This is a genomic window from Rhizobium sp. WYCCWR 11146, from assembly GCF_013591995.1.
Lineage (GTDB): Bacteria > Pseudomonadota > Alphaproteobacteria > Rhizobiales > Rhizobiaceae > Rhizobium > Rhizobium indicum.
In genome coordinates this window covers 153649-176938 of record NZ_JACCEY010000009.1, presented here as the reverse complement: position 1 = coordinate 176938, position 23290 = coordinate 153649, and the positions used below count along the sequence as shown (strand labels likewise).

Annotated in this window: 24 protein-coding genes; 8 read left to right on the top strand and 16 right to left on the bottom strand. The window is 61.9% G+C overall.

Annotation, left to right across the window (positions count from 1 at the left end; genetic code table 11):
- Window positions 1-11 precede the first annotated feature (11 nt).
- The 9 genes from HX899_RS05205 to HX899_RS05165 form a co-directional block, all read right to left on the bottom strand.
- Complete coding sequence (locus HX899_RS05205; protein ID WP_181291778.1) at window positions 12-2006, bottom strand: bifunctional UDP-sugar hydrolase/5'-nucleotidase; 1995 nt, start codon at window positions 2004-2006, stop codon at window positions 12-14.
- A 174-nt stretch (window positions 2007-2180) separates the two neighbouring features.
- The gene (locus tag HX899_RS05200; protein ID WP_181291777.1) at window positions 2181-2501 is read right to left on the bottom strand and encodes a hypothetical protein; all 321 of its coding nucleotides are present in this window, start codon (window positions 2499-2501) and stop codon (window positions 2181-2183) included.
- Between the two features lie 27 nt (window positions 2502-2528).
- The gene (gene omp10 / locus HX899_RS05195; protein ID WP_012758937.1) at window positions 2529-2897 is read right to left on the bottom strand and encodes an outer membrane lipoprotein Omp10; all 369 of its coding nucleotides are present in this window, start codon (window positions 2895-2897) and stop codon (window positions 2529-2531) included.
- Window positions 2898-3068: 171 nt separating this feature from the next.
- Complete coding sequence (locus HX899_RS05190; protein ID WP_077979517.1) at window positions 3069-4520, bottom strand: homospermidine synthase; 1452 nt, start codon at window positions 4518-4520, stop codon at window positions 3069-3071.
- Window positions 4521-4717: 197 nt separating this feature from the next.
- The gene (locus tag HX899_RS05185; protein WP_138333371.1) at window positions 4718-5083 is read right to left on the bottom strand and encodes a DUF4440 domain-containing protein; all 366 of its coding nucleotides are present in this window, start codon (window positions 5081-5083) and stop codon (window positions 4718-4720) included.
- Window positions 5084-5100: 17 nt separating this feature from the next.
- A complete protein-coding gene (locus HX899_RS05180) occupies window positions 5101-5385 on the bottom strand; it encodes a YciI family protein (RefSeq protein ID WP_171600646.1) in 285 nt (94 codons plus the stop codon).
- Between the two features lie 2 nt (window positions 5386-5387).
- Window positions 5388-6017, bottom strand: coding sequence for an aminotransferase class IV family protein (locus HX899_RS05175; protein ID WP_181291776.1), 630 nt, complete (start codon window positions 6015-6017; stop codon window positions 5388-5390).
- Window positions 6014-7168, bottom strand: a complete 1155-nt coding sequence (locus tag HX899_RS05170) for an aminodeoxychorismate synthase component I (protein ID WP_181291775.1) — start codon at window positions 7166-7168, stop codon at window positions 6014-6016. Before HX899_RS05170 ends, HX899_RS05175 begins: the two co-directional genes overlap by 4 nt.
- Before the next feature lie 358 nt (window positions 7169-7526).
- Window positions 7527-9380, bottom strand: a complete 1854-nt coding sequence (locus tag HX899_RS05165; RefSeq protein ID WP_138333375.1) for a M3 family oligoendopeptidase — start codon at window positions 9378-9380, stop codon at window positions 7527-7529.
- A gap of 325 nt (window positions 9381-9705) precedes the next feature.
- On the opposite strand from HX899_RS05165, the gene HX899_RS05160 reads away from it, so the two are divergent.
- Entirely contained in the window at window positions 9706-11250 is a 1545-nt protein-coding gene (locus HX899_RS05160) for a sigma-54 dependent transcriptional regulator (RefSeq protein WP_041936462.1), read from the top strand.
- A 178-nt stretch (window positions 11251-11428) separates the two neighbouring features.
- Window positions 11429-13279 (top strand): DUF882 domain-containing protein, encoded by a 1851-nt coding sequence (locus tag HX899_RS05155; RefSeq protein WP_181291774.1) that lies wholly within the window; start codon window positions 11429-11431, stop codon window positions 13277-13279.
- A 157-nt stretch (window positions 13280-13436) separates the two neighbouring features.
- Here the strand turns inward: HX899_RS05155 and HX899_RS05150 are convergent, their stop codons facing one another.
- The 3 genes from HX899_RS05150 to HX899_RS05140 all read right to left on the bottom strand — a co-directional run bounded on the left by HX899_RS05150 (window position 13437) and on the right by HX899_RS05140 (window position 14901).
- Window positions 13437-13700 carry a DUF2312 domain-containing protein gene (locus HX899_RS05150; RefSeq protein ID WP_003542853.1) on the bottom strand — a complete coding sequence of 88 codons (264 nt, stop codon included), beginning with the start codon at window positions 13698-13700 and terminating at the stop codon, window positions 13437-13439.
- A gap of 91 nt (window positions 13701-13791) precedes the next feature.
- Window positions 13792-14097, bottom strand: coding sequence for a DUF1244 domain-containing protein (locus HX899_RS05145; RefSeq protein ID WP_181291773.1), 306 nt, complete (start codon window positions 14095-14097; stop codon window positions 13792-13794).
- Between the two features lie 15 nt (window positions 14098-14112).
- Window positions 14113-14901 (bottom strand): N-formylglutamate amidohydrolase, encoded by a 789-nt coding sequence (locus tag HX899_RS05140; protein ID WP_171600720.1) that lies wholly within the window; start codon window positions 14899-14901, stop codon window positions 14113-14115.
- 201 nt (window positions 14902-15102) lie between these two features.
- Between HX899_RS05140 and HX899_RS05135 the strand changes: the two genes are divergently transcribed.
- The 3 genes from HX899_RS05135 to HX899_RS05125 all read left to right on the top strand — a co-directional run bounded on the left by HX899_RS05135 (window position 15103) and on the right by HX899_RS05125 (window position 17786).
- Window positions 15103-15588: a DUF1036 domain-containing protein gene (locus HX899_RS05135; RefSeq protein WP_011653476.1), complete on the top strand. Its 486-nt coding sequence runs from the start codon at window positions 15103-15105 to the stop codon at window positions 15586-15588.
- On the top strand, window positions 15588-17027 hold the full coding sequence (gene pyk, locus HX899_RS05130) for a pyruvate kinase (protein ID WP_003542849.1): 1440 nt from the start codon (window positions 15588-15590) through the stop codon (window positions 17025-17027). The genes HX899_RS05135 and pyk overlap by 1 nt, the downstream gene beginning before the upstream one ends.
- Window positions 17028-17150: 123 nt before the next feature.
- Entirely contained in the window at window positions 17151-17786 is a 636-nt protein-coding gene (locus tag HX899_RS05125) for a LysE family translocator (RefSeq protein WP_138333377.1), read from the top strand.
- Window positions 17787-17788: 2 nt separating this feature from the next.
- On the opposite strand, the gene HX899_RS05120 is transcribed toward HX899_RS05125, so the two are convergent.
- Genes HX899_RS05120 through HX899_RS05110 form a run of 3 tightly spaced genes read right to left on the bottom strand, consistent with a single transcriptional unit; the run spans window position 17789 to window position 19163 of the window.
- Window positions 17789-18346: a DUF4865 family protein gene (locus HX899_RS05120; RefSeq protein ID WP_138390542.1), complete on the bottom strand. Its 558-nt coding sequence runs from the start codon at window positions 18344-18346 to the stop codon at window positions 17789-17791.
- Window positions 18343-18747: a cupin domain-containing protein gene (locus tag HX899_RS05115; protein ID WP_180196157.1), complete on the bottom strand. Its 405-nt coding sequence runs from the start codon at window positions 18745-18747 to the stop codon at window positions 18343-18345. Before HX899_RS05115 ends, HX899_RS05120 begins: the two co-directional genes overlap by 4 nt.
- Complete coding sequence (locus HX899_RS05110) at window positions 18744-19163, bottom strand: tautomerase family protein (protein WP_181291772.1); 420 nt, start codon at window positions 19161-19163, stop codon at window positions 18744-18746. The genes HX899_RS05115 and HX899_RS05110 overlap by 4 nt, the downstream gene beginning before the upstream one ends.
- A gap of 117 nt (window positions 19164-19280) precedes the next feature.
- Between HX899_RS05110 and HX899_RS05105 the strand changes: the two genes are divergently transcribed.
- A complete protein-coding gene (locus tag HX899_RS05105; RefSeq protein WP_138333381.1) occupies window positions 19281-20177 on the top strand; it encodes a LysR substrate-binding domain-containing protein in 897 nt (298 codons plus the stop codon).
- A 229-nt stretch (window positions 20178-20406) separates the two neighbouring features.
- Complete coding sequence (locus HX899_RS05100) at window positions 20407-21270, top strand: phytanoyl-CoA dioxygenase family protein (RefSeq protein ID WP_173862975.1); 864 nt, start codon at window positions 20407-20409, stop codon at window positions 21268-21270.
- An 83-nt stretch (window positions 21271-21353) separates the two neighbouring features.
- On the opposite strand, the gene HX899_RS05095 is transcribed toward HX899_RS05100, so the two are convergent.
- Window positions 21354-22298 carry a GlxA family transcriptional regulator gene (locus HX899_RS05095; RefSeq protein ID WP_138333382.1) on the bottom strand — a complete coding sequence of 315 codons (945 nt, stop codon included), beginning with the start codon at window positions 22296-22298 and terminating at the stop codon, window positions 21354-21356.
- A 129-nt stretch (window positions 22299-22427) separates the two neighbouring features.
- Here HX899_RS05095 and HX899_RS05090 point away from each other — a divergent pair, with 129 nt between their 5' ends.
- Window positions 22428-23225 carry an SDR family oxidoreductase gene (locus tag HX899_RS05090; protein ID WP_138333383.1) on the top strand — a complete coding sequence of 266 codons (798 nt, stop codon included), beginning with the start codon at window positions 22428-22430 and terminating at the stop codon, window positions 23223-23225.
- The last annotated feature ends 65 nt before the right edge of the window (window positions 23226-23290 follow it).

Sequence of the window (23290 nt, the reverse complement as noted above, 5' to 3'; positions counted from 1 at the left end):
GACAAATCGTCTTACTTGGCAGGGACCTCGATCTCCTTGCCGACCGTCAGGTGACGCGGGTTCGGCTTGCCATTGGCATCCGAAAGCTTCCGCCACAGCGTGCCGTCGCCATAGAAGGTCACTGCGAGATCCCAGAAGGTGTCGCCCGCGGCGATGACGTGGGTGGAAGGCGTCGTCGCGGCAGGTGTGGAGGCTGCCGGTGCGGGTGCCGGTTCCGCAGCGGGTGCGGGTGTTGCTGGCGCCGGTGCCGCGGGTGCAGGAGTCGGTTCTGCAGGTGCCGCCGGCGCGGGAGCCGGTGCTGCTGGGGCCGGGGCAGCGGGTGCGGGAGCCGGCTCGGTGGATGGGGCGGGAGCAGCCGGTGCAGGGCTGGGTTCGGCAGAGGGAGCCGGAGCAGGCGCTGCCTGCGCCAGTTCCGTGACGCGGCCGTCCGTGTAGGGCTTGTAAGGCGAATGCGCGGCGACATATTCGGCGGTCACGTCGGCAAGATCCGGACCATAGTCATAGGCGTTCTGGCCGTCCTTGAAGATCGAATAGCCATCGCCGCCGGCCCGCATGAAGTTGTTGGTGGCGACTTTGTAGGTCTTGGCGGGATCGATCGAAGCGAAATTGTCGCCGTCCTTCACCTGAACATCGCTGACGCGGCTGCCGACGGGTTTCGACTGGTCGAAGGAGAACTTCAGGCCGGCGACCTGCGGAAAGCGGCCGGCGCCCTGGTCGATCTGGCTGACGCCGTTTTCGAGCGCCTTGACGATGTCTGCGCCGCTCAGCTCAAACGTCGCGAGCGTGTTCTGGAAAGGCAGGACGGTGATGACCTCGCCCTGGGTGATCTCGCCTCCGTCGATCGAAGCACGCAGGCCGCCGCCGTTCTGAACAGCGATGGTGACGCCCTGGTTTTTGGTGCGATCGAGCATGGCGTCGGCCACAAGGTTGCCCATCGAGCACTCCTTGACGCGGCAGACCTTGCGGTCGCCTTCGATCGGGCTTTCCGAGGAGCCGATCACCTTTTTGCGCAGGTCCTCGATCGGTTTTGCCAGTTCGGCGATACGGGCGATGACGGCCGGATCGGGCGTGAAGGTGGAATCGATCAGGATCGGATCGCCCTTGGCATCCTTGACGACGCCGCTATCGTCGAAATTGACGACGAGATCGCCGAGATACTTGCTGTAGGAGGCGGCCTGGACGACCGGTACCTTGTAGCCACCGGGATTGTCGACCATCGTCGGGTAGGGGCCTTCAGCCTTCGGGTCGGTGTTGGAGAGCAGGCTGTGGGAATGGCCGCCGACGACGATATCGACATCCGGGATCTTGGCGATCAGGGCGAGATCGCGGGGATAACCGACATGGGTCAGCGCGATGATCTTGTTGACGCCCTGGCCCTTCAGATCCTGAATGGCCGCTGTGATGGTCTCAACGTCTTCGGCGATCGTGACGTTCGGGCCGGGGGAGGAAAGCTCTGCCGTATCATTGGTGACGGCGCCGACGATGCCGATCTTCTGGCCGCCGACATCGAGCACCAGCGACGGCTTGATGCGGTCACCGAGCTTGGAGGCGGCCGTCGCCTTGACGTTCGCGGTCACGACAGGGAACTGGACCTTGTCGAGGAAGGTCGCGAGCCCGTCCTCGCTGTCGTCGAATTCATGGTTGCCGACGGTCATGGCGTCGAACTTCATCAGGTTGAGGAATTCGGCTTCGGCCGCTCCCTTGTAGGTCGTGTAGAAGAGCGAGCCCTGGAAATTGTCGCCGGCATTGAGGAGGAGGACGTTCTTGCCCGATAGCGCCTGACGGCGCTGGTCGATCGCGGTCTTCAGACGGGCGGCACCGCCGAAGCATTCCTTCTTGCCTTCCTCCTCGGCCGAGCAGGTGGAGTCGAACTTGTTGATCGATTCGATGCGTGAATGGAAATCGTTGATATGAAGAATATTGAGTTCGTAATCCGCAAAGGCGGCGCCCGCGCTGAGCGCCAGCATGGACGCGGTCAAAAGACCGAAGCTGAAAGACTTCGTCATCCCTGTTCTCCTGATTGAGGCGAAAGATCCCCCTGATCCTCGCCGATCCCTTTCATTATGCGCCGGGGCGGTTTCCCGGCCTGCGGATGTTCCATCAGACGATGCACGACCGCAAGAGAAAGCTGGGCCAGGCGAGGCGCTTTCCAAGGGGGCAGGGCAAAAAAGCGGGGTTGCCTATCCCAGGCATTCGCCGTCGGCGGCGTTTCGATAGAGTTCGTGCACGGCCTCTGCAATATTCGGAACCGTGGCGAGCGCGATGATCAGGCAGAGAAGGGAGATGAGGCGATGAAAGCGCCGGCCGGCCCGATAGGCAAGGAGCGCGCCTGCACCATAGATCAGCACAGTAGGCACGGCGAAGATCAGCACCTGCGCCGGCCCGTCGCAATCGGGAGCGGCGATGCCCTGGGCACGATATTCGTTGGCCGGTGAAACGACCGCAAGTGCCGCAAGCGGCAATGCGAGCAGCAGGATGAGATAAGAGGCGAAGGCCCGCATGGCGTGCTTAGCCTATCGCCTCATCTTTCAGCCGCGGCGGGAAAGCGTGAACTGTGCGCCGGAATCGGAGGTGCAATTGAGCTGGCTCGGGTTGACGAGGGCGCAATTGACCTTGGACTGGGTCTTGCGCACCAGCGAGGTCATGTTGATCTCCACCAGGGTCGGTGAGGTATTGATATAGGTGCCCGAGGCAAGAAGCTGGTTGCTGTCGGTCGTGCGGGTGGTGAAACTACCGCCCTGGAAGGTGGAGACGATGCCGTTCGGATCGCTCCAGTTGCCTTCGACGCCGGTGGCGGCGGGTGCGGTTGCAACCGGCAAGCGACGCGGCTCTGATGAAACGCAGGCGGCAAGAGCGGCCGCTGCACCGACAAGAACAAGACCAGTTCTGATTTTCATAAGGCTTCTCCCGGCGAATCGGCGCGGCGGACAGCCGCCAAGTTCGGGCAAAACATGGCGCGCGCCCGGCATGAAGGCAAGCCTTGGAAGGGCGGCGGGCGGCATTTAGACAGCCGGCGTTACAAAAATGCCCGCCTTGCGGCGGGCATTGTCGAAGTCGTGCAGGAGATCTCAGCGAACGAGAATGTTCCTGAACTGCCACGGATCCTTGGTGTCGATATCCTCGGGGAAGAGGCCCGGACGGCCGTCGAGCGGGGTCCAGTCGGTGTAGTGGCCTTCGACCGGGCCGAGATAGGGCATCTGCACTTCGAGGCAGCGCTTGTAATCGATCTCGTCGGCTTCGACGATGCCGGCATTCGGGTTTTCGAGCGCCCAGACCATGCCGGCGAGGACGGCGGAGGTCACCTGCAGGCCGGTGGCGTTCTGGTAGGGCGCGATGCGGCGCGTTTCTTCCAGCGACAGGCGCGAGCCATACCAGTAGGCATTCTTCTCATGGCCGTAGAGCAGGACGCCGAGTTCGTCGATGCCGTCCTCCAGCTCGTCCTCGTCGAGAACGTGATGGACCGGCTGCGGCGTTCCGCCATTGCCGAACATCTCATGCAGCGAGAGAACGGCGTCGTTGGCCGGATGGTAGGCATAGTGGCAGGTCGGGCGGAAGGTCACTTCGCCGTCCTTGTCGCGGACCGTGAAAAAGTCGGCGATCGAGATCGACTCGTTGTGGGTGACGAGGAAGCCATATTGCGGGCCGGGCGTCGGGCACCAGGTGCGCACGCGGGTGTTGGCGCCCGGCTGCTCCAGGTAGATCGCCGCCTTGTTGCCCTTCTTGTGCTTCTTGGCGTTTTTCGGCATCCACTCTTCATGCGTGCCCCAGCCGAGTTCAGCCGGCTGCAGGCCTTCAGAGATGAAGCCTTCGACGGACCAGGTGTTCCAGAAGACGTTGAGCGGCTTCGGATGCTTGGTGCGCTGGGTGTCGCGCTCGGCGATGTGAATGCCCTTGACGCCGACCTTCTTCATCAGCTTTGCCCAGCCTTCGCGATCGTGCTGGTCCGGCTCCTCGAACTTGAGGCCGATGTCATTGGCGAGGTTGACGAGCGCCTGCTTGACGAACCAGGAGACCATGCCCGGATTGGCGCCGCAGGTGGACACGGCGGTGGCGCCGCCCGGGTTCTTCGCCTTTTCCTTGCGCATGGTTTCGCGCAGCGCATAGTTGGTGCGGTCGGCATTGCTCATGCCCTTGTCGAAATAGAAGCCGAGCCAGGGCTCGACGACGGTGTCGATATAGGGAACGTCGAGTTTGCGGCAGAGCTTGATGATGTCGAGCGAGGAGGTGTCGACCGAGAGGTTGACGCAGAAGCCCTGACCTTCGCCCTCCGTCAGCAGCGGCTTCAGCAGTTCCTTGTAATTGTCCTTAGTGACATGTTCCTTGATATGGCGAACGCCGTGCTTCTTCAGGATCTCCATGTCGGAGGGCTCTTCACGAGGGTCGATGACGACCATCCGGCTCTTGTCGAATTTGAAATGGCGCTCGATCAGGGGCAGGGTGCCGCGGCCGATGGAGCCAAAGCCGATCATTACGATCGGACCGGTAATTTCGGCATATACCGGATAATTCTGTTCCGTCATTCTTTTCTCCTGTGGAAGGCGACGAAGGCGTTCAGCCCGAAGAATTGTTTTGAAATTGCCGCAGAGAGTGCGAGGTGACCGGCTCTAACCATAAAACGACGTCACAATAAAGAGCGTTGACAGGGAAAGACCAAATATCGAGTGGCGATAGGGGCCGGCGAAACCGTCTTGGGGATCGGCAGACCGCATGGATTGGCTTAACCGATGACGGTGCCCTGATGGAAGAGCATGCGCCAGTGCCCCTCCTCTTCCAGCCGCCAGATGGAACTGCGCAGCGTCCGCCTTTCGCTTCCGTCGGTGTCTGTGTAAATGGCGCGGTAGGTGACGAGCGCGATGTGCTCCGCAAGTCTTTGGGTTTCGAAATGCTCGCCGCGGGACGTTCCCGTTCGTTGCTCGGCCAAAAGACTGGGCACAATGACGTCGAAGGTATAGAGCCGTCCGGAACTGCCGATTTCACGGAAATCGCGCGAGAGCAGCGTAGTCAGCATCTCCCGCGAGGCGCGAACGGACGGGTCGAAGAGTTTTTCTTCGAGCTCCTTCAGATGGGCTGCGAGATCATCCATGATCGGCTCCTGCAAATTCAGCCCTTCAGGATTTCCAGTCCGTCGACCGCAGTCGTTACGGCAAACTCGGTGATGTCATATTCGGCAACGCCATGGATGGTGAAGGGATCGGCGGCGACATAGGCCTCGATTGCGGTGCGATCGCCGATTGCGAGGATGACGCCGCCGGTGCGCGGCACCTTGCGGCCTGAGGCGAGGAACCAGCCCTTTGCATAACCCTCCTTCACCCAGGCCATGTGCGGCTCCATGTGCCTGTCGGCTTCATCGTTGGGTTTCACATAGGTGAGCGAGAGAATGAACATGGTCAGCTCCTGACGAGGTTTGCGCGGATCAGGCCGCGCAGCGAATTGCCGATATAAAGCGTGCCGGCATCGAGATCGGCAAGCGAGATACGGCCGACGCGGGCCTGCCGCCGGCAGATGAGCTCGGTGCGCAGCACGCCGGCGAGCAGGCCGCAGGAGATCGGCGGGGTGCGCAGGATGCCGGTTCCGTCGTCCAGGAAGATCGAGGTGATGGCGCCCTCGCAGACTTCGCCGCACTCGTTCAAAAGCATGACCTCATCGGCCTCATCAGGCCGATATTCGGCCCGCGCGGCCTCGTAGACGGCACGGCGCGTGGTCTTGACGCGCAGCAGCCTGTCGGCGGAATCCAGGCGGGTCTCGGCGAGGCGGATGGTCCAGATGGCATCGGGCGCCAGGGGCACGAAAGCGGCGCTCGTCACTTCGATATGGCCCTGCGCGTCGAAGGTCAGGCGGATGCGCAGCGGACCGGCAGCACCCGCAACGGCTTCGTCGAGCTTGGCCGCGGCCTCGATCGGTGGGGGGAAGCCAAGGCGACGGGCGGAGCGGGAAAGCCGGGCGAGATGCAGCCGCAGCCGGATGAAGCCCTCGCCGGGTTGCCAGAGCAGCGTCTCGATCAGCGAAAAATCGATCATCGCGCAATCCATTGGTCGCCGACAGCGAAGCGGGCCTTGAGCAGGCATTCCTCATATTCGGCCTCGGCGGTCGAATCGAAGACGATGCCGCCGCCGACATTGAAGACGGCCCTGCCGCCCTCAAAAAGCGTGATCGTGCGGATGGCGACGGAAAAACGCATGGCGCCGGTGGGCGAGATCATGCCGATCGCCCCGCAATAGGCGTCGCGCGGGACATCCTCGAGCGCATGGAGGATTTCCATTGCCCGCATCTTCGGCGCGCCGGTGATCGAACCGCAGGGGAAGAGCGCGGAGAAGATGTCGCGGATCGAAAGATCGGGGCGGAGCCTTGCCTGGACATGGCTCACCATCTGGTGGACGGTCGGATAGGTCTCGATGTCGAAGAGCTTAGGGACGTCGAGCGTGCCGACCTCGGTGATGCGGGAGATATCGTTGCGCAGGAGATCGACGATCATGCGGTTTTCCGCTTGCGTCTTGATATCGCGGCGCATGGCCTCGATGATTTCGGCATCCTCGACGGCAGTCGTGCCGCGTTTTGCCGTGCCCTTCATCGGATGGGTCTCGATCCAGCCCTCTTCATCGGTGCGGAAGAAAAGCTCGGGCGAACGCGAAAGGATGATCGGGCCGCCGAGATCGACCACCGCGCCGTATTTTACAGGCTGGCGTTCGATCAGCCACCAGAAGGCGGCCCGAGGATCGCCGTTCCAGCGAGCCTCGACCGGCATGGTGAGGTTTGCCTGATAGGCGTCGCCGAGCCGCAGGTGCCGGTGGAGGCGGTCGAAGCGCTCTTTATATATAGGGAAATCCCACGCGGCTTTCGGAGCGGTGAGGAATTCCTCGTTTTCGAGGCGCTGTCTTGGCTGGGCAAACGGATGCGTATCGGGCTGCGGGGCGTCGAAAACGCCGAAACAGATGAGCGGGGTTTCGCGATGTTCCCCGGCGAAGGGGGCAAGTTTTTCTTCGAAGAGGTATCCGGCCTCATAGGCCATGTAACCGGCAAGCCATTTGCCTGCGGCCTTGGCCTGCTCCATCCGAACAAGGCCTGCAAAGAACTCGGCGCGCGTCCTGGCAAGGATGATCTCTGCCGGCTCGGCGAAAAGCATCACCTGTCCTGATGTGTCGTCGCGGAAGAGAATGTAGGGGTCAGACATTGTTCACGGCATATTGCTTGGTTATCCGACGGTCGCGTCTGCGATGCGGGGCGATGCGAAACTCGTGGTTTTGCTGCGGTAGGCCGAGACCGCAGTAGCACCCACCTCCCTCATTCCTGTGCTTGTCACAGGAATCCAGCCACGGCGCGTCTGCGCCGTGAATGACTCATGTCCGACAGATAAAGAGTCTCCGGCGCCCAAGGACTTGGGCGCGCTGGATTCCTGTGACGAGCACAGGAATGAGGGAGAGTGGGCTGCCGTCATGGGTCCTCGTGGACATTGCAGAATGCGGTCAATGTATCAAGCGTAACAACGGTCCCATCATAGCGTTCGTTCTTTCAAGTCATGGTCGGGGCTCTCAGCCCTTATCCAACGCTTCCAACTCGTCGATCAGCCCTTCGATCATCGACAGGCCCTGGCTCCAGAACGACGGATCGGTGGCATCGAGGCCGAAAGGCTTCAACAGTTCCGAGTGATGCTTGGTGCCGCCGGCCCTCAGCAGTTCGAAATACTTCTCCTGAAAGCCCTTCTCGGCCTTCTGGTAGACGGCATAGAGCGAATTCACCAGGCAATCGCCGAAGGCATAGGCGTAGACATAGAAGGGCGAGTGGATGAAGTGGGGGATATAAGCCCAGTAGGTCTCGTATCCTTCAGAAATGTTGATCGCCGGCCCAAGGCTTTCCGACTGGACGGAGAGCCAGAGTTCGCCGATGTCGTCGGCTGTGAGTTCGCCAGCCTTGCGGGCGGTGTGCAGCTTGCGCTCGAATTCGTAGAAGGCGATCTGGCGCACGACCGTGTTGATCATGTCCTCGACCTTCTGGGCAAGCATCGCCTTGCGCTCGCGCGTATCGGTGGTCTTTTGCAGAAGGGCGCGGAAGGTCAGCATTTCGCCGAAGACGGAAGCGGTTTCGGCAAGTGTCAGCGGCGTCTGGCACATCAGTGCCCCCTGCGCACCGGCGAGAACCTGGTGCACGCCGTGCCCGAGTTCATGGGCGAGCGTCATCACATCGCGCGGCTTGCCCATATAATTGACGAGCACGTAGGGGTGGGCCGAGGGAACCGTCGGATGGGCGAAGGCGCCGGGCGCCTTGCCGGCACGAACCGGCGCATCGATCCACTGTTCGTCGAAGAAGCGCCTGGCGATATCAGCCATCTCGGGGGCAAAATTGCCATAGGCCGAAAGCACCGTGTCCTTCGCCTCCGGCCAGGAGATGATGGCGCTGGAGGTTTCCGGAAGGGGCGCATTGCGGTCCCAGAAATTCATCTGCTCCATGCCGAGCCATTTCGCCTTCATCTTGTAATAGCGATGAGACAGGCGGGGATAGGCTTCGCGGACGGCTGCTGCCAGCGCATCGACGACCTCGCGCTCGACGCGATTTGCCAGGTGGCGGCTGTCGGCGATGTCTTCGAAGCCGCGCCAGCGGTCGGCGATCTCCTTGTCCTTGGCAAGCGTGTTGGTGATCAGCGTGAAGGTGCGGATATTCGCCTTGAAGGTTTCGGCAAGCGCCATGGCTGCCTTGCGGCGCACTTCCGGATCCTTTTCCTGCAGCTTGTTCAGCGCCACTTCGAGCGGCACTTTCTCGCCATCGATGTCGTAGCGAAGTTCCGCCATGGTTTCGTCGAAGAGGCGGTTGAAGGCTGCGGCCGATGTCATCGACTTCTCGAGGAAGAGCTGTTCCAGCCTGTCGTCGAGCTGGTAGGGCTTGTCCTTCCTGAGGTCGAGCAGCCATGGGCGATAATGTCCGGCGGCAGGATCATTCGCCATGCAGGCGTCGATCACCGCGTCGTCGATGCGGTTCAGTTCCAGCGCGAAGAACAGGAGATGGCCGGAAAATTCGGTGATCTTGGCCTGTACGTCGCCGTAGAGCTTGCCGTTTGCCGGGTTAGTGGTGTCGGAGAAATAGGTGAGGCCGGCAAAGGAGCCGAGACGGCCGATGATGTCATCCAGCGCCTCATATTCCTTCAGCGCCGCGCCGATGCCCTCAGCGCCGGTCTTCGCCGCCGCCTCAGTGAGTGTGCCCTTCCACTTTTCTTCGAAGGCGATCGCTGCCTTGCCGGCCTTTTCCATGTCGGCGACGAAGGCGGTGGATGTGGCGGAGGGATAAAGATCCTGCAGCTTCCAGACCGGCAGATCGCCGAGCGCCGCATCGGCGGCCCCAGCTGGCGCTGCCGCCGATAGAAGAAGGCCGGCGTGCGGGAGCTTGTTTTTCATGAGCGCAATTCCTCTCCACTTTTATAACAGGTCTGCCGTAACAGGTCAGCTTGTCTACCGCATCGGCCCGAAAATCGGAATCGATTTTCGGAAAGCACGATGCGTCGATTGAAAGTGTTACAGCGTCCTTTGCGCGTCTGAGAAGACGCGCAGCGCTGTAAGCGTGCTAGGGCCCGGCATCAAGGGGCTTTCGGCGCATGAAAGGCCTCGCTTCGGCACGAAAACGACCCGTTGCAATCGTTAAAATGCAATTGTTTCTCAAAACTGGATGTTCAAGCCTTGCTGTCAGAGTGCGCTTTATGGTTTCGCATGAAGTGAGGCGACAATGACCGGTTACAATGAGCTCAAGGGAGCAGGGCAAATCCTCGTGGTCGAGGACGACCCCGTGCAGCGCCGCCTGCTCAAGAACGCAATCGAGCGTCACGGCCATGTCGTGCACCAGGCGGAAAATGGCCGCATCGGCCTGGAAATGGTCAAACGCGACAGCGGCCTTTTCAACGTCATCGTGCTCGACTTGATGATGCCGGAGATGACAGGCCTCGAATTCCTCGATGCGCTTCATGAATTCGGCACGCAGATCCCCGTCATCGTGCAGACGGGGCAGGGCGGCATCGAGACGGTGGTGCAGGCGATGCGCGCCGGCGCCTTCGATTTCGTCGTCAAGCCGGTCTCGCCTGAACGCATCGCCACTTCGATCTCGAATGCAATGAAGCTCGACCAGCGCGAGGTGAAGGCACGGGCCGGACGCCGGTCGCGCTCAGGCTCGGTTGGCTTCGACGATATCGTCTCGGCAAGCCCGGCGATGCTCCGTGTCATCGATCTCGCCCAGCGGGCGGCTCAGTCCAACATTCCCGTTGTGCTCGAAGGCGAATCCGGCGTCGGCAAGGAACTGGTGGCGCGCGCCATCCAGTCCGGCGGCGACCGCTCGAACAAGCCCTTCGTCACGGTCAATTGCGGGGCGATCCCGCATAATCTGGTCGAAAGCATTCTCTTCGGTCACGAGAAGGGCGCGTTTACCGGCGCGACCGAGCGTCATATCGGCAAATTCATGGAAGCCGATGGCGGCACCATCTTCCTCGACGAGATCGGCGATCTGCCGCTCGAGGTGCAGGTGAAGCTTCTGCGTGCCGTGCAGCAGGGCGAGATCGAGACCGTCGGTGCCCGCACCGCGCACAAGGTCAATGTCCGGCTGATCTCGGCGACCAACAAGGATCTGATCGAGGAGGTCAAGAACGGCCATTTCCGCGAGGATCTCTACTATCGCCTCAACGTCTTCCCGATCACCATTCCGGCGCTGCGCAAACGCAAGGAAGACATTCCGCATCTGGTGCGCGTCTTTGCCGACCGCTTCTCCAGCGAGCAGAAGAACGGCCGCCGCATGACGGTGAATGCCGGCACGCTGGCTTTGCTGACCGCCTATGACTGGCCGGGTAATATCCGCCAGCTCGAAAACGCGATCTTCCGCGCGGTCGTTCTGGCCGAAGGGCCGGAGTTGACCGAGGCTGATTTCCCGCAGATCGCCGCCCAGCTTCCGGAATATGACGTGGTGGATCACCTGGCACTAGTTGCCGACAATACCGGCCTCGATCCTGACAATGGCTATGGCGAGGACTTCAGGGCGTCGATGTCGGGAGAGGTGCACCACCGCCTGTCCGAGGCCTCGGAAAACGCGATCGCCAGCGTCAATCCTGCCGGAGACGTGCGCAAGCTTGCCGATGTCGAGGAGGAACTCATCCGATTCGCGCTCAAATTCTATCGCGGGCAGATGAGTCAAGTAGCGCGCAAACTTGGCATCGGCCGATCCACACTTTATCGCAAGCTCAAGGACTACGGCATAGACCCTGACAATCCCCAGAAAGATGCGGCTTAAGCGCTTTTCCTTAAGATTAAGGCAACCACGTTTTGTTACTAGTCATAAACCACTTGTTAGTGGCGCGTTCACTATGTAAAGAAAAGGTTGATCATGTGTGGCATTTTTGCCATCGTGTGACCGCATTTGACAGTCATCTGAGACAGTACGGGACATTGTCTGTCTGACGGGGATCGAGTTGCCGAATCTGAATGGGAATTCCAAGCCTTCGCGCTTGAGCTGGCGTTTGTTGTGCGCCGACATTTGCGGAAAGGCAATAAGGACGGTAGCGGCCGCCCTTCTTGCGCTCGCGGTTTCCTCACCGGTATTCGTTAGTACGCCTTCGCAGGCAGCGGGCGACACCCGCAGCCTCAAGCTCTATTTCATTCATACCGGCGAAAAAGCCGTCATCACCTACAAGCGTAACGGCAAGTTCGACCCCAAGGGTCTGGAGCAGCTGAACCGCTTCCTGCGCGATTGGCGCAAGAACCAGCCGACGAAGATGGACCCGCGCCTGTTCGACCTGATCTGGGAAGTCTATCGCCAGAGCGGTTCGAGGGATTACATCAACGTCGTCTGCGGCTTCCGCTCGCCGGGGACCAACGAGATGCTGCGCGGCCGCTCGCGCAAATCCGGCGTCGCCGAAAAGAGCCAGCATATGCTCGGCAAGGCGATGGACTTCTTCATTCCCGACGTCAAACTCGCGACGTTGCGCGGCATCGGCATGAAGATGCAGGTCGGCGGCGTCGGCTTCTATCCGAAATCGGGCTCGCCCTTCGTGCATATGGATGTCGGCGGCGTTCGCGCCTGGCCGCGCATGAGCCGCGACGAGCTTGTCCGGCTTTTCCCGAACGGCAATACCATCCATATTCCGGCCGACGGCAAGCCGCTGCCGGGCTACCAGCAGGCGATGGCCGACTACAAGCGCCGCGCCAGCGGCACGCAGATTCAGATCGCCAGCGCTTCCGAATCGGCGGCGCCGAAGCACAAGACGCTGTTTGCCGCGCTCTTTGGCGGCGGAGCGGACGAGCAGGAAGACGAGTCGGATGATTCCACGCCTGTCGCCGTCGCCAAGGCGACGCCGTCTAAGGCCGAGCCTGCTCCTGCTGAGCCGCAGCAGACCGAAGTCGCCGATCTGAACGCGCCGGTGCCGCAGGTTCGCCCGGCATTCAGCAACCAGCCGGCGGCCAGCGAAGTCGCGAATGCACTCGTCGCGCCGCCTTCGGGTAATGCCGCACAGCAGGCTCTTGCGGCGGCCATTCCGGCCGATCAGGCCCAGCCGCAGCAGTTCGCCGATCTCAGCGCCTACAGCATTCCGGTTCCCTCGCTTCTCGGTCAGCGCCGCGCGCCCGGCGACGCCGAGGTTGCGTCGACCGATCCCGTGCTGACGGGCGCGAATGCGCTGCCGGTTCCGACGCCGATCGAACGCCCTTCCGTTGCCGAGAACCTTCTTGCCGCGGCCGATGCCGATCCGGAGGCAGACGCCGACGAAGCCGATCAGGACGCACTGTCTCCTGCGGTCGCCGATGCGCTCGACCAGCAGCGGAACGAGGATGCGGAAAGGCAGATCGCGTCCAGGTCGGCGCCGCAGACGGTCGAGCAGGCGATCAACGCCGCGATGACGCAAAAGGCGCCTGCCGCAAAGCCGCCGCTCGAACTCGCCGCCTTGGCGCCGATGACCAAATCGGCAAGCTTTGGCGACGGCTTCGACGAACCGGCTGTCGAAAGCGCCGTGGCGCAGGGGCTTCCTGCCAAGGGTGGTCGCCCGACGCATAAGGAAGCCGCGGCAGCGGATGCCAGCCGCACGACGGTGCGCACCGAGCCGAAGCTGACGGAAAAGATGATTTCGCAGTGGGCGCTCACCAATGCCCGCCTGGAAATGGCCTCCAAGCAGGTCAAGGCGCCGCGGTTCGTCAGCCAGACGATGCGCGCCCAGCCGACCGCCGTCTATGCCGAGGGCTTCAACGTCAAGACCGCTTCGGTCGACCCGGCCCGCTTCAGCGGCACGGCTGTGAACTTCATGGAAGTGCGCAAGTTCAACACGAACTGAGCCTGCCAATCGAGGAAATGTCGAAAACCGCCGGAGCGATCCGGCGGTTTTTCTTTTTTTCGATCCGGCAAGTTGGCTGTTTAGGCAGTTGTTTCCACCGCAAAAGAAAAGCCGCCGGGAGGCCGGCGGCTTGTCGACATCGGTAATGCCGGAAGGATCAGCCTTCCGGCGGCGACTCGATCATGCCGAGCGCGAGCAGGTAGGTGTCGAGGATTGCTTCCTCTTCCATGCGTTCCTGCTCGTCCTTCTTGCGCAGCGCCACAACCTTCTTCAGGATCTTGGTATCGAAGCCCATTCCCTTGGCTTCGCCATAGACGTCCTTGATGTCGTCGGCGATGGTCTTCTTTTCTTCTTCCAGCCGTTCAATGCGCTCGATGAAAGCGCGAAGCTGATCGCGGGCGACGCCATGAGCATCAGACATCGTGTTCTCCTGGTTTTTCGGTGATCAATTTTGGATGCCAGTGACTGCCGCGAAGCGACGTCACGGTCAAGCCTGTTCGCGGCCAGCCACGCTATTTGTGTGGATTGTTCAGTTCAAAAGCAGCCTTTTGCACAGGCGACGCCTCGTTCTGGTGAAGATTCTTCCAGTCCTCATAGGACATGCCATAGACCATTTCGCGCGATTCGTCCTTGGTAACCGGGACACCTTCGGCCTCGGCGGCTTCGCGATACCAGTTCGACAGGCAGTTGCGGCAGAAGCCGGCCAGATTCATCAGATCGATGTTCTGAACGTCGCTGCGCTCACGAAGATGTGCGACGAGGCGGCGGAAGGCGGCAGCTTCGAATTCGGTCTGTTGTTCCTTGCTGAGCGCGGTCATCTTGCTTCCTTTCTTTCAATAGGGGCCGGTGCGTGACAGGTGGACGTCGTATCCGTGCAAGGCGGGATCGGCATTCATCGCCGCAAAGATCGGCGCTAGGCGTTCGGCCCATGCTGATATGCCGGTCTCGTCTCCGATCAGGTCCTGCCGCACCTCGAGCAGCGCATGTGGAATGCCTGTGATCATGCAATGGCGGTACATGGTATCGCCCTTCAGTGCGCCGTCATAGGGTTCGTTGTCGCCAACGGCGAGATCGGGGTCGGCGCGCAGCATGTCGAGCAGCGGGCCGACGGCGCGATGGTCGCTATCCCAAAGCACGGCGGCGTGCCAGGGACGGGGAATGCCTTTCCAGGCCGGCGTGAAGGAGTGCAGCGACAGCACCAGCGGCGCCCTGCCGGTGGCATTCGCCACGCTGTCGATCGTTGCGGCGACAGCGTCGTGATAGGGGCGGTGGAAGGTTTCGATGCGGTAGTCCCATTCCTGCGGTGTGATCGGATGATTGCCTGATATGACGGCGCCGTCGGAGATCTTCATGATCAGCGTCGGATCGTCTTCGCCGCGATTCGGATCGATCAGCAGACGCGAAAAGCCGCCGAGCACGGCAGGAACGCCGAGTTTCGCCGAAAGCTGTCGCGTCAGGCCCTCGATGCCGATGTCATAGGCGATGTGGCGGGCGAAGGCCGCCTCGGGCAGTCCGAGCCGGCCATATCGCGCGGGAAGGCGGTTCATCGCGTGATCTGCGAGGATCACCATGCCTTTGTCATGTTTGCCGGATAGGATTTCGAAGGATTGGAAGTCGTCCATCAGGGAATTGCCGTTTGTCATTGCGCCGTCGGGCGCAGTGATCGCATGCACCTGCGGCAGGTTCAAGCGCGGCAGGGTGGGGAGAGGTTGAGTCGGACCCTCGACGGTGGTTATGAAAGGAAATATAATCGATTAGCATTGCGTTGACTTTCGCTTGACGGCGGCGCAAGAAGACACGGATACGAATAACCGTGGAGCTATTTGGGAGCCGTGTTGATCCAAGCCGCGCCAAGTTTCCTCACGCGGTCCGGACCGCTGGTCCGTCTCGCTCTGTTCGCTCTTGCAGCCGCCATGCCGTTTTTCATCGCAGATGCCGCACGCGCCGATTTTCGCGTCTGCAACGGAACACAGAATCTCGTCGGCGTTGCGATCGGATACCGGGCCAAGGATGGCTGGGTGACGGAGGGCTGGTGGCAGGTGCCGGCAACGACCTGCGCCACGCTGATCGAGGGAGAATTGCAGTCGCGTTATTATTACCTCTACGCAGAGGACGCCGCCCGGGGAGGACGATGGACGGGTGACGTGCAGATGTGCGTGGCGGAAAATGAATTCAAGATCTCGGGTGTGCAGGATTGTTATGCCCGCGGTTACCAGAAGATGGGATTCAAGGAATATGATACGGGCCGCCAGGGTAGCTGGATGGTTCAACTCTCCGACACCCCAGGGACGCAAGAAAGCCAGAATTGATGAAGCGTAATCGCAAAGTTAAAATCCTCGCCACCCTCGGGCCAGCCTCCTCCGAGGAATCGATGATCGAGAAGCTGCACCAGGCTGGTGCCGATGTCTTCCGCATCAATATGAGCCATGCGAGCCACGACATGATGCGTATGCTCATCCAGCGCATCCGCTCGGTCGAGGCGCGCTCCGGCCGGCCGATCGGCATTCTCGCCGACCTGCAGGGACCGAAACTGCGTGTCGGCAAGTTCGTCGACGGCAAGGTGGATCTGAAGCCCGGCCAGACCTTCACGCTCGACAACAACGAAGCCCTCGGCGACCAGAACCGCGTCTATCTGCCGCACCCCGAGATCCTGGAGTCGGTACAGCCCGGCCACCGTCTGCTGATCGATGACGGCAAGCTCGCCCTGCGCGCAGAAAAATGCGACGGCAAGAGCATCGTCACGACTGTTATTTCGGGCACGCGCATCTCCGACCGCAAGGGCGTCAGCCTTCCCGACACGCTGCTCGGCGTCGGCGCGCTGACGGACAAGGATCGCGCCGATCTCGACGCAGTGCTTGCCACCGACGATGTCGACTGGGTGGCGCTTTCCTTCGTCCAGCGTCCCGACGACCTTGCCGAAGTGCGCAAGATCGCCCGTGGCCGCGTCGGCCTGATGTCGAAGATCGAAAAGCCGCAGGCTCTCGAGCGCATCGAGGAAATTATCGAACTTTCCGATGCATTGATGGTCGCGCGCGGCGATCTCGGCGTCGAAATGCCGCTCGAATCGGTTCCCGGTATCCAGAAGCAGCTGATCCGCGCCTGCCGTCGTTCGGGCAAGCCGGTGGTCGTTGCCACGCAGATGTTGGAATCGATGATCTCCGCGCCGGTGCCGACACGCGCCGAAGTTTCCGACGTCGCGACCGCCGTCTTCGAAGGTGCGGATGCCGTCATGCTCTCGGCCGAATCGGCCTCGGGCGACTATCCCGTCGAAGCTGTCACGACGATGGCGTCGATTGCCACCGCCATCGAGCGCGAGCCGCATTATCCCGGCATCATCTATGCCCAGCGTGCCCAGCCGGAAGCGACCGGTGCCGATGCGATCTCGCTGGCCGCCCGTCAGATCGCCGAAACGCTGAAGCTGTCGGCGATCGTCTGTTACACCTCGTCGGGCACCACAGGCCTTCGTGCCTCGCGCGAGCGTCCGCAGGTGCCGATCCTGGCGCTGTCGCCGATCATCAAGACGGCGCGCCGTCTTGCCGTCGTCTGGGGCCTGCATTGCGTCGTCACCCATGACGCGACCGATCTCGACGACATGGTCAACCGCGCCTGCCGGATCGTCGCCGACGAAGGCTTCGGCAAGCCGGGCGACCGCATCATCATCTCGGCCGGTGTGCCGCTCGGCACGCCCGGCGCCACCAACATGATCCGCATCGCCTATATCGGCTCCGACGGCCAGAGCGGCGTCTGATCCGATCGCATCTCTTCGAACGCCCGCTGCCTGAAGAGGCGGCGGGCTTGTTCGTTGATGGGGCGGTATTGCCAAGGGCTGCGGTGCGTGCAAGTTTCGCTTCCCTGGGTTCGGAGGAGCATCATGGATATCGTCACGCTTCTGGCTTTTGCGGCCGTTTCCTTCGTTGGTATCGCGACTCCGGGGCCGACAGTGCTGTTGGCGCTGACCAACGGCTCTCGGCACGGTCTGCGCCGCGCAGTTGCCGGCATGATCGGCGCGGTGCTGTCCGATTTCGTGCTGATCGGCGCCGTCGCGATCGGGCTCGGTGCGCTGCTCGCTGCATCGGAATTCTGGTTCTCGATGCTGAAATGGGCGGGTGCCGCCTATCTCGCTTTTCTCGGCATCATGCTGCTGCGTTCGAAGGGCACGATCGATGCGGCGTTGAAGTCCGGAGCGCCTGCGAGTGCGACATCGCCCTTCTCGATCGGACTGAAGAGTTTCATGGTCGCGGCGACCAATCCGAAGGGCTACCTGTTCTTCTCGGCCTTCCTGCCCCAATTCATCGATCCGACCATGCCGCAGGCGACGCAATATATGCTGCTCGCCCTTGTCTTTGCCGCGCTCGATTTCCTCATCATGTTCGGCTACGCCTTCTTCGGTTCGCAGGCGGTGCGTTTCCTGAAAACCTCAGGCGCCATGTGGTTAGAGCGGGCCTGCGGTGGCGCGCTGCTGGCGCTCGCCGGCTCGCTGGCCTTCTATCGCCGGGCAACCGTTTGAGGTTAGGGTCGAGCCAGGGATAGATGGCCGACGCGATAGGCCTGCGTCTGCTCGCCGATCTCGGGAATTTCTCGCCACAGTCTGAAGCGTACCCGCGTCCAGGTCGTCGGTTCGAAGCCGGAGACGGAGGCGAGTGCGCCGCCTGTCGCCAGGTCGGCTTCGGCCGCCACGCTTTCGACGCGGCGAATGTCGGCGAGCGGTGCGTAGGGCTCGGTTTGCAGGATATCGCGTGTGGCGAACCTGGCTGCGGCGATGTCGGATGAGACTTCCGACCGCCAGACGATCCAAGTCCTCACCCGCGGCCAGCCGAAGGCACCGGTCAGTGTCTCGAAGCCCGGACCACAAAGGAAGTCGCTCGCTCCTTCCGGCTGCTGCCAGAGATAGAAGGGCGCATAGAGATTGTCGCGACTGCCGAACTCGCCCTTGCGGGCGCTGAGATAGGCTTTGAAGCCGAGATTGGGAAAGCCGTCGAGCATCGGCCCCTTGTCGCGGATGCGGCGGTCGATGATCGACATGTCGTAATCGGTGGGCAGGGTGAAGCTGTACTGCATGGCGATCATGACCGTCTCTCCACCGGCTGCAGCCATTCGACGACGCTGCCGTTTTCCGTCGGCTGGACGCTGATATAGCTGAAGGGGCTGTCATCGGCCGCGCCATGCCAGTGGCGCTCCCCGGGCGCAAACCAGACGGCATCGCCGGTACGCAATGTTTCGATCGGGCCGCCATCGTTCTGCGCCAACCCAAGCCCCGAAAGCACATAGAGCAACTGACCCCTGGGATGCGTGTGCCAACGGGTGATGGTGCCGGGATCGAGCGTCGCCCGCATCGCGGTGTTCTCGCCATCGGCGCTGCCTTCGAGCAGCATCTCGACCCAGAAGGGCGCAGTCACGACGCCCTCCGGCGAGCGGATTGCCTTGCCGGGGCGTTTAACAGTCATGGTCTTCGGGTTCGACGCGCTCATTGCCGGCCTCCAGCCACACGAAGCCACCAGTCTGGGTCGGTCATCTGGGCAATGCCATTGCCGAAGGACCAGTCTTCCGGTGCGCTGGTGCTGATGACGATCATCACATCCTCAGGCCGGAGGCCCGGCGATTGCGCCAGGAGATCGGCGAGCCGCCGATAGAGCGCCGCCTTCATCTCGCCGGTGCGAGGCCTGCCGATCGTGATCGAGATATAGACGAAGTCGTCCGAGCGCAGGCCGGCGAGATAGCTGCGGTCGAAGATCAATTCGTTCCCGTCATGCTGATGGATGGCCTGGAAACGATCGTTTTCGGGCACGTCGAAAGTCTCGACCAGGGCGCGCTGGATGTTGTCGGCCAGTGCCATGAGGTAGTCCGGCGACTTGCCTTTGCGAAGGGAAATGCGAACGAAGGGCATCGGAATCTCCATGGTTCAGGCCGTCGATCGGCCTTGACAGCAGAACCATCGCACGGCACGATGATGCTGAAAATCAGAATTTTATGGATCAATGATCCTGAAAATTGGGACTATATTATGCGACGGACGATCTTCGATCTCGATGTGCTTCGAACCTTTTCGACCGGCATGGAACTCGGCAACTTCGCCAAGGCGGCCGAGCGGCTTGGGCGTTCGACCTCGGCAGTGAGTGCACAGCTGAAGAAGTTGGAGGAGCAGGCGGGCACGCCGATCTTCCGTAAGGCGGGGCGCGGACTGGCGCTGACCGATGCCGGCGAGACGATGCTTGGTTATGCCAGGCGGCTGCTGGAACTCAACGACGAGGCGGCTGCCGCCGTCAACAGCGTCGAGCTGGAAGGCTGGGTGCGGCTCGGCCTGCAGGAGGATTTCGGCGAGAGCCTGCTGCCGGATGTGCTCGGTCGCTTTGCGCGCGCTCATCCGAAGGTCCGGATCGAAGCGCGGGTGGTGCGCAATGCCGAACTGCTCGAGCGCGTCACATCGGGCAAGCTCGATCTGGCGCTTGCCTGGAGTGACGGCACGCTGACGGCGCATTGCGAGCGGATCGGCGAAGTGCCGATGCGCTGGATCGGACCTTCCGAGGGGCAGCCGGCCTGGCAAGCCGCAAGCGGTGAGCCGATGCCGCTCGCTTCGCTGGAGGCGCCGTGTCTGTTACGCAGCGCCGCGACCAAGGCGCTGGATGAGGCGGGCATCTCCTGGCGGCTCGCCTTCGTTAGTCCCAGTCTCGGCGGTCTCTGGGCCGCGACGGCGGCAGGCCTCGGTCTCACCATCCGCACGCCGATCGGCCTGCCGGCGAAGGTCCGGCCGCTCGCGCCGGAGACCATCGGCTTACCGGATTTGCCCAAGCTCGGTCTGGTCCTGCATCGGGCGGAAGCCGAACCGCAACCGGCTGCGGCCCGGCTTGCCGAGCTCGTGCTTCAGTCCGTGCAGGGTGCGCTGCGCGAGGTGTTGGCTTGACATCTCCGCATTGACCCTTCGGGCGCAAGCCTGTAGCCTCGAACCGCTATGAAGACGTTCACCCTCAATATCGCTTCGGTCTTCTTCTTGAGCCTCTAAGGCTCTGCCTTCGGGCATTAGAAGATGCGGCCGCTGACCAGCCTTCGTGGTTGGCGCGTTGCCGTGGATGTAACCACCCTGCATCTGGCCAAGGAAAGAGCCGGTAGGTTTGGCGATAGAGAGATATTTCATGACATCAGATGTTTATCCGGCGGCACTGAGTGCTGCGCAGATCGAGCAATTCATCGAGGACGGTTTCGTCAGGATCGACGACGCTTTTCCCCGCGCATTGGCCGAGGAAGCCCGTGCCATCATGTGGCGCGATATTCCCTTCGCTGCGGATGATCCAAGGACGTGGACGCAGCCCGTCGTGCGGCTTGCCGGTTATGGCGGCGGGCCGTTCGAGAAAGCCGTCAACACGCCGGTATTGCATTCGGCCTTCGATCAGCTCGTCGGCAAGGGTCGCTGGGAGCCACGCAGTGGGCTTGGCAGCTTCCCGGTCCGCTTTCCCCATCCCGATGATCCCGGCGATGCCGGTTGGCATGTCGATCTGAGCTTTCCCGGCGAGGATTCCAATCCGGGTGAGCAGCGGGACTTTTCCGCCTGGCGGGTGAACATCACCTCGCACGGGCGGGCGCTGCTGATGCTCTTCCTGTTTTCGGATGTGGGGCAAGAGGATGCGCCGACCCGTATCCGCGTCGGTTCGCACAAGGATATCGCCCGCCTTCTGGCGCCAGCAGGGGAAGCGGGCATGGCGCATCTCTGGCTGGAGCATGTCGGGGAAGACCGGCCGTTGGCGTTAGCGACGGGCTTGGCGGGCACGGTCTATCTGTGCCATCCGTTCCTCATCCATGCAGCGCAGATGCATCGCGGCAAGGAGCCGCGTTTCATGGCGCAGCCCGGCCTTGCACCTTCCGAACCTCTTCTGCTTGAACGGGAGGACGGCGCCTATTCGCCAGTCGAGATCGCGATCCGCCGGGCGCTTCAGGAGCACTCGTCGGCACAGGATGCATCCGGCCGCCTACAGCGCCGCGCGTCGCTTCAGACGCGCTAAGGACGCTGTAGCACTTTGAATTGCTGCATAATTTTATCCTTAAATCGAATCCGATTTAAGGAATTAGCAGCAGGCCGGGTGCATCACATCTGCTGTTCCTGCACGGCGGCGCGTCGAATTGCCTGGGGCGGCTGGCCAAAGGCGCGAAGGAAGGCGCGGCGCATACGCTCGCGATCGGTAAAGCCGGTTTCGCGGGCGACGACGTCGATCGGGTGGCGGCCCTGCTCCATCATCAGGCGGGCCGCTTCCAGCCGCAGGTTCTCGACGGCCTTGGCCGGCGATTGCCCGGTTTCGGCGCGGAAGGCGCGGCTGAACTGGCGGGGGCTGAGATGGGCGGCTTCCGCCAGCTCCTCGACCGAAAGCGTCGATTTCAGATTGCTGCGGGCGTGGGCGAGCGCCTTCTGAATCCGGTCTGATTTGGGCTCCAACTCCAGCAGGGCGGAAAACTGCGACTGGCCGCCGGAGCGGCGATGATAGACGACGAGCATGCGGGAAACGGCGCGCGCTACCTCGAAGCCGTGATCCTTCTCGACCATCGCCAAAGCCAGGTCGAGACCGGCCGTCATGCCTGCCGAGGTCCAGATGGAACCGTCGATGATGAATATCCGGTCCTCTTCCATCTTTATCTTGGGATAGCGGCTTTGCAGCTCGCGAGAGACATACCAGTGCGTCGTCGCGCGGCGGCCGTCGAGGATGCCGGCTTCGGCAAGAAAGAAGGCGCCGGTGCAGATCGACGCCAGGCGACGTGTGGCGGACAGGGCGGTGCGGATGAAGTCGGTTTCCGCCGCATTCGGCAGCCTGATACCGGGCGCTCCCGCCACGATCAGCGTGTCGAGGGCCGGGTCCCCAAAGGCCTCCGTCTCCATCACCATGCCAAGCGAATTGGTAATCGGCCCGCCGTGTTCGGAGAGATAGCGGACCTCGTAAACCTTTTCCTCGAGTTCGATATTGGCGAACTCGAAGGCCGAGACGGCCGCCAGGCTCATGATTTGGAAGCCGGGATAAACAAGAAAGCCGATTTGCTGCATGACCATCACGTTCTGGCAAGAGGATGTCCTGAAAGGTGGTATATATGACATTCAGGACATTCGCAATTGGGGGTAAGACTTTCCTCAAGCGCAAGGCATCGGGCTGGCGCGCATGCAAGGAGACGGATCATGACACAGGACCATAAGGGTACGGCGCTGGTGACCGGCGCATCGTCGGGTATCGGCGCAATTTATGCCCACAGGCTGGCAAAGCAGGGTTACGATCTCATCCTCGTTGCCCGCAACGGCGAGCGGCTGAAGGCGCTGGCAAGCCGGCTGACCGATGAGACCGGCCGGACGGTCGAGACTGTCGTTGCCGATCTCGGCAACCGGGCCGATCTCGGCCGCATCGAAGGGGTGTTGAAGGATGACCGGAGCATCACGCTTCTGGTCAACAATGCCGGTGTCGGTGGAACGGCGCCGCTGCTTTCCGCCGATGTCGAAAAGATGCAGGAGATGATCGAGCTCAACGTCACGGCGCTGACGCGGCTGACCTATGCCGCCGTGCCGGGGTTCGTCGCACGCGGCGGCGGCACGATCATCAATATTGCGTCCATCGTCGCGATCGCGCCGGAGCTGCTGAACGGCGTTTACGGCGGTACGAAAGCCTTCGTGCTCGCCTTCAGCCAGTCGCTGAAGCACGAACTGGCGGAGAAGAACATCCGCGTGCAGGCGGTGCTGCCCGGCGCCACCGCCACGGAATTCTGGGACATCGCCGGCACGCCGGTCGAACATTTGCCGAATGAGATCGTGATGTCGGCAGAAAATATGGTCGATGCATCGCTCGCAGGTCTTGAGCAGGGCGAATTTGCAACGATCCCCTCGCTTGAGGATGCAGGCCTGCTTGCCGCCTACGAGCAGGCGCGTCAGGCATTGATGCCGAACCTCTCACGCACCGCGCCGGCGAAACGCTACAAGGTCGCGTAATTATAAAAGATAGAAACCATCCGCGGCGGCGGCTGCGGATGGTCGACCGCGTTCACTTGCACGAT

Excerpts from the sequence above, each read along its gene's own strand:
- HX899_RS05175 (WP_181291776.1), bottom strand. The coding sequence starts at position 6,017 with ATGATCGATTTTTCGCTGATCGAGACGCTGCTCTGGCAACCCGGCGAG.
- HX899_RS05165 (WP_138333375.1), bottom strand. The coding sequence starts at position 9,380 with ATGAAAAACAAGCTCCCGCACGCCGGCCTTCTTCTATCGGCGGCAGCG.
- HX899_RS05090 (WP_138333383.1), top strand. The coding sequence starts at position 22,428 with ATGACACAGGACCATAAGGGTACGGCGCTGGTGACCGGCGCATCGTCG.
- HX899_RS05200 (WP_181291777.1), bottom strand. The coding sequence starts at position 2,501 with ATGCGGGCCTTCGCCTCTTATCTCATCCTGCTGCTCGCATTGCCGCTT.
- HX899_RS05145 (WP_181291773.1), bottom strand. The coding sequence starts at position 14,097 with ATGACCGCGCTCAGCAAGGAACAACAGACCGAATTCGAAGCTGCCGCC.
- omp10 (WP_012758937.1), bottom strand. The coding sequence starts at position 2,897 with ATGAAAATCAGAACTGGTCTTGTTCTTGTCGGTGCAGCGGCCGCTCTT.
- HX899_RS05170 (WP_181291775.1), bottom strand. The coding sequence starts at position 7,168 with ATGTCTGACCCCTACATTCTCTTCCGCGACGACACATCAGGACAGGTG.
- HX899_RS05105 (WP_138333381.1), top strand. The coding sequence starts at position 19,281 with ATGCGACGGACGATCTTCGATCTCGATGTGCTTCGAACCTTTTCGACC.
- HX899_RS05185 (WP_138333371.1), bottom strand. The coding sequence starts at position 5,083 with ATGGATGATCTCGCAGCCCATCTGAAGGAGCTCGAAGAAAAACTCTTC.
- HX899_RS05110 (WP_181291772.1), bottom strand. The coding sequence starts at position 19,163 with ATGCCCTTCGTTCGCATTTCCCTTCGCAAAGGCAAGTCGCCGGACTAC.
- HX899_RS05190 (WP_077979517.1), bottom strand. The coding sequence starts at position 4,520 with ATGACGGAACAGAATTATCCGGTATATGCCGAAATTACCGGTCCGATC.
- HX899_RS05125 (WP_138333377.1), top strand. The coding sequence starts at position 17,151 with ATGGATATCGTCACGCTTCTGGCTTTTGCGGCCGTTTCCTTCGTTGGT.
- HX899_RS05120 (WP_138390542.1), bottom strand. The coding sequence starts at position 18,346 with ATGATCGCCATGCAGTACAGCTTCACCCTGCCCACCGATTACGACATG.
- HX899_RS05150 (WP_003542853.1), bottom strand. The coding sequence starts at position 13,700 with ATGTCTGATGCTCATGGCGTCGCCCGCGATCAGCTTCGCGCTTTCATC.
- HX899_RS05205 (WP_181291778.1), bottom strand. The coding sequence starts at position 2,006 with ATGACGAAGTCTTTCAGCTTCGGTCTTTTGACCGCGTCCATGCTGGCG.
- HX899_RS05095 (WP_138333382.1), bottom strand. The coding sequence starts at position 22,298 with ATGCAGCAAATCGGCTTTCTTGTTTATCCCGGCTTCCAAATCATGAGC.
- HX899_RS05160 (WP_041936462.1), top strand. The coding sequence starts at position 9,706 with ATGACCGGTTACAATGAGCTCAAGGGAGCAGGGCAAATCCTCGTGGTC.
- HX899_RS05115 (WP_180196157.1), bottom strand. The coding sequence starts at position 18,747 with ATGAGCGCGTCGAACCCGAAGACCATGACTGTTAAACGCCCCGGCAAG.
- HX899_RS05140 (WP_171600720.1), bottom strand. The coding sequence starts at position 14,901 with ATGGACGACTTCCAATCCTTCGAAATCCTATCCGGCAAACATGACAAA.
- HX899_RS05100 (WP_173862975.1), top strand. The coding sequence starts at position 20,407 with ATGACATCAGATGTTTATCCGGCGGCACTGAGTGCTGCGCAGATCGAG.
- pyk (WP_003542849.1), top strand. The coding sequence starts at position 15,588 with ATGAAGCGTAATCGCAAAGTTAAAATCCTCGCCACCCTCGGGCCAGCC.
- HX899_RS05180 (WP_171600646.1), bottom strand. The coding sequence starts at position 5,385 with ATGTTCATTCTCTCGCTCACCTATGTGAAACCCAACGATGAAGCCGAC.